The organism is Pedobacter sp. 01N416 (genome assembly GCF_056399685.1).
In genome coordinates this window covers 1-11,942 of record NZ_JBFTRT010000077.1, presented here as the reverse complement: position 1 = coordinate 11,942, position 11,942 = coordinate 1, and the positions used below count along the sequence as shown (strand labels likewise).

At 38.8% G+C, this 11,942-nt stretch carries 9 protein-coding genes; 7 read left to right on the top strand and 2 right to left on the bottom strand.

Annotated elements, in window-relative coordinates; all coding sequences use genetic code 11:
- The 4 genes from AC1DND_RS06605 to AC1DND_RS06590 form a co-directional block, all read left to right on the top strand.
- Positions 1-1,622 (top strand): acyl-CoA dehydrogenase family protein (locus AC1DND_RS06605; protein WP_477580113.1); only part of this gene is annotated, 1,622 nt, incomplete at its 5' end.
- Between the two features lie 336 nt (positions 1,623-1,958).
- Positions 1,959-2,405: an FKBP-type peptidyl-prolyl cis-trans isomerase gene (locus tag AC1DND_RS06600; RefSeq protein WP_477580111.1), complete on the top strand. Its 447-nt coding sequence runs from the start codon at positions 1,959-1,961 to the stop codon at positions 2,403-2,405.
- A 139-nt stretch (positions 2,406-2,544) separates the two neighbouring features.
- Positions 2,545-3,030 carry an FKBP-type peptidyl-prolyl cis-trans isomerase gene (locus AC1DND_RS06595; RefSeq protein WP_477580109.1) on the top strand — a complete coding sequence of 162 codons (486 nt, stop codon included), beginning with the start codon at positions 2,545-2,547 and terminating at the stop codon, positions 3,028-3,030.
- Positions 3,031-3,033: 3 nt separating this feature from the next.
- Complete coding sequence (locus tag AC1DND_RS06590) at positions 3,034-3,903, top strand: FKBP-type peptidyl-prolyl cis-trans isomerase (protein ID WP_477580107.1); 870 nt, start codon at positions 3,034-3,036, stop codon at positions 3,901-3,903.
- Here AC1DND_RS06590 and AC1DND_RS06585 read toward each other — a convergent pair.
- Both AC1DND_RS06585 and AC1DND_RS06580 read right to left on the bottom strand, forming a co-directional pair.
- Positions 3,893-5,194: a cryptochrome/photolyase family protein gene (locus tag AC1DND_RS06585; protein ID WP_477580105.1), complete on the bottom strand. Its 1,302-nt coding sequence runs from the start codon at positions 5,192-5,194 to the stop codon at positions 3,893-3,895. The two genes, AC1DND_RS06590 and AC1DND_RS06585, sit on opposite strands and share 11 nt — an antisense overlap.
- 112 nt (positions 5,195-5,306) lie before the next feature.
- A complete protein-coding gene (locus AC1DND_RS06580; protein ID WP_477580103.1) occupies positions 5,307-6,209 on the bottom strand; it encodes a TIGR01777 family oxidoreductase in 903 nt (300 codons plus the stop codon).
- A gap of 170 nt (positions 6,210-6,379) precedes the next feature.
- Between AC1DND_RS06580 and AC1DND_RS06575 the strand changes: the two genes are divergently transcribed.
- The 3 genes from AC1DND_RS06575 (at position 6,380) to odhB (ending at position 11,939) form a co-directional block, all read left to right on the top strand.
- The gene (locus AC1DND_RS06575; RefSeq protein WP_477580101.1) at positions 6,380-7,654 is read left to right on the top strand and encodes a DASH family cryptochrome; all 1,275 of its coding nucleotides are present in this window, start codon (positions 6,380-6,382) and stop codon (positions 7,652-7,654) included.
- A 187-nt stretch (positions 7,655-7,841) separates the two neighbouring features.
- Entirely contained in the window at positions 7,842-10,637 is a 2,796-nt protein-coding gene (locus tag AC1DND_RS06570; RefSeq protein WP_230144520.1) for a 2-oxoglutarate dehydrogenase E1 component, read from the top strand.
- Positions 10,638-10,712: 75 nt separating this feature from the next.
- On the top strand, positions 10,713-11,939 hold the full coding sequence (gene odhB, locus AC1DND_RS06565; RefSeq protein ID WP_477580099.1) for a 2-oxoglutarate dehydrogenase complex dihydrolipoyllysine-residue succinyltransferase: 1,227 nt from the start codon (positions 10,713-10,715) through the stop codon (positions 11,937-11,939).
- Positions 11,940-11,942: the final 3 nt, after the last annotated feature.

The window sequence follows — 11,942 nt, the reverse complement described above, 5'->3', positions numbered from 1 at the left end:
AACAGGAAGATCCTGAACTAATGCCAACACTCTTAACCAAAGCTGGTGAACTGGGTATTTTAGGCGTTTCGGTACCGGAAGAGTATGGCGGTTTTGGTAAAAACTTCAATACTTCCATGTTGGTTGCAGATGTGGTAGGTGCAGGCCACTCTTTCGCCGTTGCACTTTCTGCTCATACCGGAATTGGTACCTTACCAATTTTATATTATGGTAATGAAGCGCAAAAAGCAAAGTATATTCCTAAACTCGGTTCGGGTGAATGGAAGGCTGCTTATTGCTTAACCGAACCAAACTCGGGTTCGGATGCGAACTCTGGTAAAACCAAAGCCACGCTGAGCGCCGATGGTAAACACTATATCATCACAGGACAGAAAATGTGGATTACCAATGGTGGTTTTGCCGATATTTTTATTGTTTTCGCTAAAATTGACGATGATAAAAACTTAACTGCATTTATTGTAGAGAAAGATTTCGGTGGCATAACCATGAATCCCGAAGAACATAAAATGGGTATTAAAGGTTCATCAACCCGTCAGGTTTTCTTTAATGATTGTCCGGTGCCAGTCGAGAACATGTTGAGCGATAGAGAAAACGGTTTCAAAATAGCGGTTAACATTTTAAATATTGGCCGTATTAAATTATCGGCGGCAGCTATTGGTGCTTCAAAAGCAACTTTAAATACTGCGATTAATTATTCGAATGAGCGGATCCAGTTTGGTCGCCCGATTTCTAAATATGGCGCTATCCGTTTTAAAATTGCAGAAATTGCCGCCAAACTTTACGCTGTTGATGCGGCGAACTACCGTGCAGGTCAGAATATTGATGATACTTACGATCAACTGGTTGCGGGTGGAATGGAATCTGGTAAAGCGAGGTTAAAATCTGTGGAGCAATTTGCGGTAGAGTGTGCCATTTTAAAAGTATGGGGTTCTGAAGCTTTAGATTATACTGTGGATGAAGGTGTGCAGATTTACGGTGGCATGGGCTTTAGTGCCGATGCGCCAATGGATAGGGCGTACCGTGATGCACGTATCAACCGGATTTTTGAAGGTACAAACGAAATTAACCGTTTGCTAACCGTTGATATGATGCTGAAACGCGCCATGAAGGGTGAACTGGATTTAATGACACCAGCTACAGCAGTTGCAGCCGAATTAATGAGCATCCCTGATTTTGGCGAAGAAGATACCACCTTGTTTGCTGCAGAGAAAAAAGTGCTCTCGAATTTGAAAAAAGCAACTTTAATGGTGGCTGGTGCTGCGGTTCAAAAATTAATGATGACCTTAAGCAAAGAGCAGGAAATTTTAATGAACATTGCAGACATGGCCAGTTATGTTTATGTGCTTGAATCTGCACTGTTGAGAACAGAAAAATTAGCAAGCACCCGCGGAGAAGAAGCCATTGCGGGTCAATTAGATCTATTAAGAATTTATTTGGTAGAAGCGGTTGATGGTATAGCCAAAGCGGGTAAAGAAGCGCTTTGGGCATTTGCCGAAGGTGATGAGCAACGTATGATGCTTGTTGGTTTACGCCGTTTTACCAAAGTAGAGCCATTTAATGTTAAAGATGCCCGTCAAAGAGTTGCCCAACAGCTTATTGAAGCAAATAAGTATATTTTTTAAGGTAGGTTTAGGGTAGAGGGTTTAAGGTTTAGGGTTTGGGTGCATTAACTCAGGCGCTAAACCTTTTTTGGTTTTTAATACATAGTGTATTTTTCATATGAGTTGTTTTTTATCTTATTTTGTCATGTTGAGCCTGTCGAAACACCTTAATCTGAATTTTAACAAATGCTTCGTTCCTAACATTGATAGATTCCAAAAGAAAGTTCGTCATTGCGAGGAGGAACGACGAAGCAATCTTACACTATGGAGTATAGCGACCGCATTAAGATTGCTTCATCACATTTGAAAAATTAGCTTAGTTTTTAAGGTTGTGTTATTAAAATCCTATTTTCGCGCATGTTTAAATTTAGATTACTTCCGATACTTCTTTTATGTGTAGCTATGGTTTCGTCTTGTAAAAAAGATGAAGACCCTGAAAAACAAATTACCGATTTCATCAAACAAAATAATATTAATGCAGTTAGAGACGATTCTGGCTTATATTATCAGATCATTAAACCTGGTTCGGGATCGTTCACTTATCCCAACAATACCAAAATAACCATTAAATATGAAGGTAGGTTATTAGACGGAACTGTATTTGATAATGGTGGTGGCAAAGAGCAAACCTTTAATCTGGCAGAATTAATACAGGGCTGGAGAATCGGTATCCCTAAAATACAAAAAGGTGGAGAAATAAGATTAATCGTTCCACCGGGTTTGGGTTATGGAAGCAGTTCGGTAGGCCCGATCCCTGGTAACTCTGTATTAGATTTTACCATACAGCTGTCTAATACACAATAAGCGTAAGACTAGGGATAAAAGACTAAATTCAAATCAAAATGCCTCTTTAGTCTTTTTGCTTTTGCCTTTAAGCTCCTTAAAATTGTTAAAATAGGTTAAAAATTGTAGCATCCGTATTAAAAGCTTATTTTTGCGATTGATGGTTAAGTTTAAATATTTTATACTCATGATCTGCTTTGCAGGGTGCTTAGCAGCCTGTAAAAAAAATGTGCCGATTGATGATTACGACCCTACTCCACAATTTAAGGCCGATACTGCCGCAATAAGTGCTTTTGTTAAGACTAATAATATCTCGGCTACGAAAGATGCCAGTGGTATATTTTATCAGATATTAGAACCAGGAACAGGAAGTGTGGTGTATGCAGCATCTACAAAAATCACTTCTGATTATGAAGGAAGATTATTAAACGGAACTATTTTCGATAGTACCAAAGGAACCCCAACCTCGTTTCTACTTGGTAACGTTATTGTAGGATGGCAAATTGGGATTCAAAAAATACAAAAAGGTGGTAAGATCAGATTGATAATACCTTCATATTACGCTTATGGGACGCAATCACCATCATCTTTGGTTCCGGCAAATTCAATACTTGATTTTACTATAACACTTACAGACGTACAATAATAAATGAACAAATTTACTAAACTTAGCCTATTCACACTTTTACTGGCTACTACAATCTTCAGCTCATGTAAAAAGGAATATGAGTCTATTGAAAGTGTAGATGATGCCGCTATCCAGGCTTATCTTAAAAAGAATAATCTTACTTTCACTAAAGATACAAAAGGCTATTATTATAAACTCACCGACGTAGGTTCTGGTGCAAGTGTTGCAAACCAAGATTCGGTTTATTATTCATATACTTTTAAAACCTTATCCGGGCAGGTGCTAAATCAAACATCTGATTTAATGATTCCAGGTACCTTTTTGGGTTATACAGATCGATTTACCATTAATAGTGTGTCATATGTATTCACACCAATTAGAGAAGTTTTAACCAAATTGAAAAGAGGAGGCAAGGCAACTTTAATTATGCCTTCTAGCATGGCTTTTGGTAGGAACGGCGTAAGTTTTTTAAATATTGGTTCGAATGAAAATATCCTTGTTGACTTAGGCATATATGCTGGGGCGAAAAGACATGAAATAGACGAATTTGAGATCAATAAATTTATTGCCAACAATAATTTAACACTGATTAAAGATCCTTCCAGAGCACGCTATAGCATTACCACTCCTGGAACGGGAACAGACGTAATTAATGTGAACTCTACAATAGTTGCTAACTACACCGTTCGCTATTTAGATGGAACAGTTTTACAAAGTAGTACCGATGGAACTTTTACTGATGTTTTGAGTAATTTATATAAAGGGTGGCAGTTAATATTGCCGGGAAAAGTAACAGCCGGGGGAAAGCTTCGTTTGATTATCCCTGCTGATTTAGCTAACGGGGTATCTCCTTTAGATTTCGATATTGAAATTGTAAAGGTTACGAATTAGATAAAGCCTCTTTAAAAACTTTTAAAACCCTTTCTCTTGCAAATGTATGCTCAACTATTGGTTGGGCATATTTTTTTGTCCCAAATTCTGGTACCCACTTTTTAATATAGTCGAACCTGGGGTCGAATTTTTTGGTTTGGAGTTCAGGGTTAAAAACCCTAAAGTATGGTGCGGCATCGTTCCCTGACCCGGCCGCCCATTGCCAGCCTCCTACATTGCTTGCCATTTCGTAGTCCAATAACTTTTCGGCAAAATAAGCCTCTCCCCAGCGCCAATCGATGAGTAAATGTTTGGTTAAAAAACTGCCCACAATCATGCGTACACGATTGTGCATCCAGCCGGTTTGGTTGAGCTGCCTCATGCCGGCGTCTACAATGGGGTAGCCCGTATTGCCTTCGCACCAAGCCTTAAACTCATCTTCGTTGTTGCGCCATTTAATTTTATCGTATTGTTTTTTAAACGAATCGAAAGCCGAATAGGGGAAATGCCAAAGAATGGTCATGTAAAATTCCCGCCATGCCAATTCTGAGAGCCTGACGTTCGATTTCGCTTCCAATGCATCTTTAACTGCTTTCCGGATGCTTAATGTTCCAAAACGCAAATGCAGTCCGATATGTGTGGTGCCATCAAGCGCAGGGAAATTACGTTCTTTTGCATAATCATCTAGTTTGTTTTTATAGCTGATTTTCGGGAAATCCAGTTTGCTCTTTTCAAAGCCCATCTCTTTTAACGTTACACCAGGCAAATGCTCAGTTTTAAGTAAATTTTCGAAGTATTTTTTAGTAGGATAAGCCTTTACATAAAAATCGTTAAGCTTGGCATGCCATTGTTTGTAAAAAGGTGTAAAAACAGTGTAAGGTGTTTTATCTGCTTTTAGGATTTCGTTTTTTTCAAAAATAACCTGATCCTTGTACGTTTTGAAGGCTATTTTTTCGCTGGTTAAAAATTCGGCCATGTTATCATCACGTTCGCGGGCATAAGGTTCATAGTCATGATTGGTATATACGCCCTTAACATCATATTCCTTTAAAATCTCTGACCATATTTTTTCGGGCTTGCCATATTTTACCAATAAATCTGACCCATGTAGCTGAAGTTCTTTTTTTAAATCCTCAATGGTTTGGTAAATGAAAGTTACGCGGGCATCAGCTATTGGAAGTTTATCCAATATGTTTTGATCAAAAATAAACAATGGTAAGATCGGATAACCACTTTTAAGTGCATGATACAAAGCAGCATTATCTGCTAAACGTAAATCGCGACGAAACCAGTGAATGGATATTGAAGTCATTAAAGGGGATTATAAGCAACTAAATTATTTTGAAGATTTGAACAATTAAGGAAGCGTCTGGAGCTGAGCGTTTGGCGTCGGTTAACCAATTTAAACAGTTAATCGATTAACCCTATTTGTACAGATCTTTTAATGCATGACCCAAATGGGTAAATTTAAATTTGAATCCCGCATCTAGAATTTTTTGTGCCGAGGTATTGTTGCTCATTAAAACAGCTTCTACCCGTTCTCCTAATAACAATTCCAGTGCCTTTTTCGGGACATTGATAGGCCAAACTGGACGATGCAAACGTTTGGCAATGGCTTTGGTTAACGCCTTATTGGTGACTGGGAAAGGAGCGCAGGCATTATAACAATTCTCCATTTTGAGATTTTCGATGGCTTCTATGTACATTTCTATCATATCATCAATATGCAGCCAGGGAGTCCACTGTTTACCAGTGCCTAAAGCTGCTCCGGCAAATAACTTAACTGGTTTATCGAGTTGCGGTAAGGCGCCGCCATGATTGCTTAAAACGATTCCGGTGCGGAGTTTTACAATTCTGAGGCTTAGCTTTTTACCTTGGTCTACAGCATCTTCCCAAAGTTTACAGCATTCGGCTAAAAATCCGTAACCGTTTGGACTTTCTTCGGTTAAAATTTCATCACCACAATCACCATAAAAACCAACTGCCGAAGCAGAAATGAACGATTTTAGTTGATGATCGGGCTTAGATTTAATGGCTTTAAAGAGTAATTCTGTCGATTTTACACGGCTATCGATGATCTGTTTTTTGCGTTCATCGGTCCATTTTTTATCGGCCACAGGTTCTCCCGCTAAATGGATAATGGCATCCACGCCATTCAAACAGTCAGCATCAATAGTTCCTTTGTAAACATCCCACACAAAATTATTCGGATTTTTGTCTTTCTTTCTCGAAAGTGTGTTCACCTCATAACCTTTGCATAGTAAATCTTTTTTCAGCTCAGTACCCACAAGTCCTGTAGCCCCGGTAATCAGAATCTTCTTAGCCATCTTTTTAAAACAGTAAAGATACAAAAGGGTTTTTATGGCTTCATTTAAAACGATATTAATTCAGTTCTAATTCTTTTGTTACCTATTTGTAAAGAATTATTTAGGGGTTTGATGAAGAAGAAAAATAAGATAAATTTGTAAACGCGTTCTTACACCCTTTTCGATAAAAGATGTCCAAAAAAATTTTAGTCTGGTTTAGAAATGATCTTCGCTTGCATGACAATGAAATGCTGGTCGAGGCGATTGCTAAGTCTGATTCGATTTTGCCTGTTTACATTCTCGATCGCCGTTCTTTTGGCGAAACAAAATACGGTACGTTAAAAACAGGTAATATTAGAGCGCAATTTATTTTAGAAAGTGTTTTAGGATTACGCAATTCTTTAAAACAGATTGGCGGTAACTTGCTTGTCGCCGAAGGCAACCCTGAAGATATTATTCCTCAACTCGTTCAGGAATATGAGATTACCGAAGTTTACCATCACCGTGAAGTGGCACGCGAAGAAACGCATGTTTCAACTTTGGTAGAAAATGCACTTTGGAAATTACGCATCAACCTGAAACATTTTATCGGCCATACCTTATATAATAAGGAGGACCTCCCTTTTCCCATTAAGGATATTCCCGACGCCTTTAACCAGTTTAAAAAGAAAATTGAACGCGATTCGATTATCAAGCCCTGTTTTTCGGCACCCGATCGGATTAACGTAGCCGAAGTGATTGACTGGGGGACATTATCTTCGTTAAAAGACTTTAATCTTTTGCCGCAAAAAAAAGATCAGCGTGCTGATTTTGAATTTGTTGGTGGCGAGGCCGAAGGTTTAGCCCATCTTCAAAAAGTGATTGTGGCTATGCAGCAGGCTGCAACAACCAAGAATTTAATTCTGGCTTCAAAACTATCGGCATGGCTGGCCATGGGTAGTTTGTCGCCACGGAAAGTATACTGGGAAATTAAAAAGATGGAAGGTGTGCCCAATACAAAAGCCATGTTCAATCATATTCTATTAGGCCTGCTTTGGAGAGATTATTTCCGTTTCATGTTCAAAAAATATGGCAATACTTTTTTTAGTCCGGATGGATTTGGCAGCCAGGGACTGATTGATGTTGTGAATGAACAGGATAATTTTAGTAAATGGAAGAATGCGCAAACAGGTTTTGCTGTGGTAGATGCGGTGATGACGGAGTTAAATCAGACCGGTTTCATCTCGAATATCGCCAGACAAACCGCTGCCTTATACCTGATCAATAATTTAGAAGTAAGCTGGATTTTTGGCGCAGCATATTTTGAAGAAAAGCTGATTGATTATAACCCCGCAAGTAATTGGGGGAACTGGGCCAATGTAGCAGGTGTAGGTAACGATCAGAAATCAAAAAGTGTTTTCGATCTTGATAAAAATATCAAAAACCTCGACCCAAAAGGCAGTTACTCCTTAACTTGGGCATCATAGTTGTAATGACTGAATGATGGAGTATTGAATGATGGAATTGAAATTTTATCGACTAATACAAGTGGTATTTTTGTTATTCTCTCATTCAATAATTTTCTCATTCAATAATTCTCATTTTAATCGAGATTTTTGCCATTTATATAAGGTAAAATTCTAATTTTGTAATGCTTATAGTAAACAGTTAATAATGGATAAATTATCTTATCTTAATGGCGCAAACGCCGAATATATAGAGTCTTTATATCAATCCTATCAACAAGATCCCGAGTCTGTTGAATTTGGTTGGCAGAAATTTTTTGAAGGTTTCGATTTTGGAAGAGGATCAGAAGCGCCTGCAGTAACAGCAGAAACTCCTGAACAATTTTTAAAAGAGGTTAATGTTTTAAATCTGATTGATGGCTATCGTAGCCGTGGTCATTTATTTACGCACACCAATCCGGTTCGCGAAAGACGTAAACATTTACCAACATTAGATCTTGCAAATTTTGGATTATCGGATGCTGACTTGGAAACCGTTTTCAACTCTGGTGTTGAGATTGGTATCGGTGCGGCAAAATTGAAAGACATTGTAGCCTTTTTAAAACAAACATACGCACACTCAATCGGTGCAGAATATAAGTTTTTACGTACACCTGAAGTGTTGAACTGGATTCAGCAAAAAATGGAAAGTGCACGTAATACCCCTAATTTCTCAATCGATGAGAAAAAACGCATTCTCCGGAAATTAAACGAAGCGGTAAGTTTCGAAAATTTCTTAGGTACCAAATTTTTGGGTCAAAAACGTTTCTCGTTAGAAGGAGCAGAAGCTTTAATCCCAGCTTTAGATTCAGTAATCGAAAAAGGTGCTGAATTAGGTATTGAAGAATTTGTAATTGGTATGGCGCACCGCGGTCGTTTAAACGTGTTAGCCAATATCATGCAAAAAACATATAAAGATATTTTTGCTGAGTTTGAAGGTAAAAGCTACAACCCAGATACGCCATTTGGTGGCGACGTAAAATACCACTTAGGTTATTCTACGGATGTAACTACCGTTTCGGGTAAAAGTGTTCACTTAAGTTTATGTCCTAACCCATCGCATTTAGAAACTGTTGATGGTGTGGTAGAAGGCATGAGCCGCTCAAAAATCGATTTCAAATATGGTGGCGATAACAGTCGTTTAGCACCAATTTTGATTCATGGTGATGCATCAGTTGCCGGACAAGGTATTGTTTACGAAGTAATTCAGATGGCAGGCCTTGAAGGTTATAAAACCGGTGGAACTATTCACCTGGTAATTAATAACCAGATTGGTTTTACCACCAATTATAAAGATGCACGTACCAGTACTTATTGTACCGATATTGCTAAAGTAACTTTATCTCCGGTTTTCCACGTAAATGGTGATGATCCTGAGGCTTTGGTTTATGCAATTAACCTGGCAATGGAGTATCGTCAGAAATATAAAAACGACGTTTTTATCGATATTCTTTGCTACCGTCGTTTCGGTCACAATGAGTCTGATGAGCCTAAATTCACCCAGCCATTATTATACAAAACAATCGAAAAACACCCTAATCCAAGGGAAATCTATATCGATCAGTTAACCAAAGAGGGTAAGTTGGAAGCCGGTTTGGCAAAAGAGATGGAAAAAGATTTCCGTGGTATTTTGCAGGAACGCTTAAACGAAGCTAAAGAATTTGTTGCAGGTAATGCTGAAGTTAAATTTGGTGGTGCATGGGCAGATTTGCGTATGGCTACACCTAAAGATTTCGAATCTTCTCCAGTTACTGCGGTTAAAAAATCTACTTTATTAGAAATTGGTAAGCGTATTACAGCTTTGCCATCTAATAAAAAGTTCTTCAAAAAAATCGAAAAACTATTTGCTGAACGTGGCAAAATGGTTAACGAAACCAATGTTTTCGATTGGGCAATGGGCGAGCAGTTGGCTTATGGTACTTTGTTATCGGAAGGTAAACGTGTTCGTTTAAGCGGTCAGGATGTAGAGAGGGGAACATTCTCTCACCGTCATGCGGTATTAACGCTTGAAGATAGTGAGGAAGAATATGTACCATTGGCAAATATTTCAGATCAACAAGCGGCTTTCGATATTTACAACTCACACTTATCAGAATATGGCGTTTTAGGTTTCGAGTATGGTTATGCCATGGCAAACCCGAATGCTTTAACCATCTGGGAAGCACAATTTGGCGATTTCTTTAACGGAGCGCAAATTGTTGTCGATCAGTATATTGCAAGTGCCGAAACCAAATGGCAACGCGAAAATGGTTTGGTAATGTTATTGCCTCACGGTTACGAAGGTCAGGGACCAGAGCACTCATCAGCACGTATTGAGCGTTTTATGGAGCTTTGTGCCGACTACAACATGCAGGTAACAAACTGTACTACTCCGGCAAACTTCTTCCACGTTTTACGCCGTCAGTTTAAACGCGATTTCCGTAAACCTTTGGTGGTATTTACACCTAAAAGTTTATTGCGCCACCCTGCTTGTGTTTCTAAATTAGAAGAATTTACCGAAGGTGGTTTTAAAGAAGTAATTGATGATGTAAATGTTAAAGTTGCTGATGTAACACGTATAGTTTTCTGTAGCGGTAAAATTTACTATGAGTTATTGGAGAAACAACAGGCTGATAAATTGAAACATGTAGCCCTGGTTCGTGTAGAGCAGCTGTATCCAACTCCGGTTGATCAGATGGAAGCCATCCAGAAGAAATATAAAAATGCTAAAGAAGTTTTCTGGGTACAAGAAGAGCCAGAGAACATGGGCGCATGGCCATATTTGTTCCGCAGGTTGTACAAAACAGCATTAAAAGGCATTGATGTAATTTCGCGAAGAGAAAGCAGCAGTACCGCAACAGGTTTTGCAAAACAACATGCTAATCAACAGGCTTATATTTTAGCAAAAGCTTTAGAGATTTCGGTAACGGATGATGTAAAGGATATCGCCAAAAAAGCAACAAAAAAATTAGTTCAGATCGATTAGGTGCATTGCGCTAAGCGTTGGGAGCGTGGCGTTTGATATTGATTATTAGAAGATAAAAAACATAACATTACAAAAATGAGTTTAGAGATAAAAGTTCCACCTGTTGGTGAGTCGATAACCGAAGTTGTTTTATCACGTTGGATAAAAAACGATGGCGATGTTGTTGAAATGGATGAAGTTATTGCCGAATTAGAATCGGACAAAGCAACATTCGAATTAACTGCAGAACAAGCTGGAACTTTAAAAACCATAGCAGCCGAAGGCGATACATTAGCCATCGGTGCAGTAGTTTGTAAAATTGAAGATGGTGGTGCGGCTCCGGCGAAAGCTGATGCACCAAAAGCTGAAGAAAAGGCTGTTGTTGCTGAAGATAAAACTGCAGCTCCAGTTGCCGAAAAATCAGACGAAAGCTATGCTACAGGAACTCCTTCTCCTGCTGCTGGTAAAATTCTTGCAGAAAAAGGAATTGACGCTGCTGCCGTAAAAGGTACTGGTGTTGATGGTCGTATTACTAAAGACGATGCTGTTAAGGCTGAGTCGGGTAAAAAACCAGAAGCACCAAAAGCTAGTGCTCCTGTTGCAGCTGCTGCTCCTGCAGGTAGCCGTGGCGAACGTCGTGAGAAAATGTCTCCACTACGTAGAACGGTTGCAAAACGTTTAGTTGCTGTTAAAAATGAAACCGCAATGTTGACTACTTTTAACGAAGTTAATATGAAGCCAATTATGGATTTGCGTGGAAAATATAAAGATCAGTTTAAAGAAAAATACGGTGTTGGTTTAGGTTTCATGAGCTTTTTCACTAAAGCAGTAACCGAAGCTTTAAAAGATTTCCCTGCGGTTAATGGCCGTATTGAAGGTGAAGAATTGGTTTACAATGACTTTGCTGATATTTCTATTGCAGTATCTGCACCAAAAGGTTTGGTGGTTCCGGTAATCCGCAATGCGGAAAGCATGAGCTTGGCTCAGATTGAAAAATCGGTTTTAGAATTGGCTTTAAAAGCACGTGATAGCAAATTAACATTAGAAGAAATGACTGGTGGAACATTCACCATCACTAACGGTGGTGTATTTGGTTCAATGATGTCGACTCCGATTATCAATGCGCCACAATCGGCTATTTTAGGTATGCACAACATTGTTGAACGTCCGGTAGCTGAAAAAGGTGAAGTGGTTATCCGTCCGATGATGTACGTTGCTTTATCTTACGATCACAGAATTATTGATGGACGTGAGTCGGTTGGTTTCTTGGTTCGTGTGAAACAATTGTTAGAAGATCCAGCTAGATTATTATTAGGTATCTAGTCT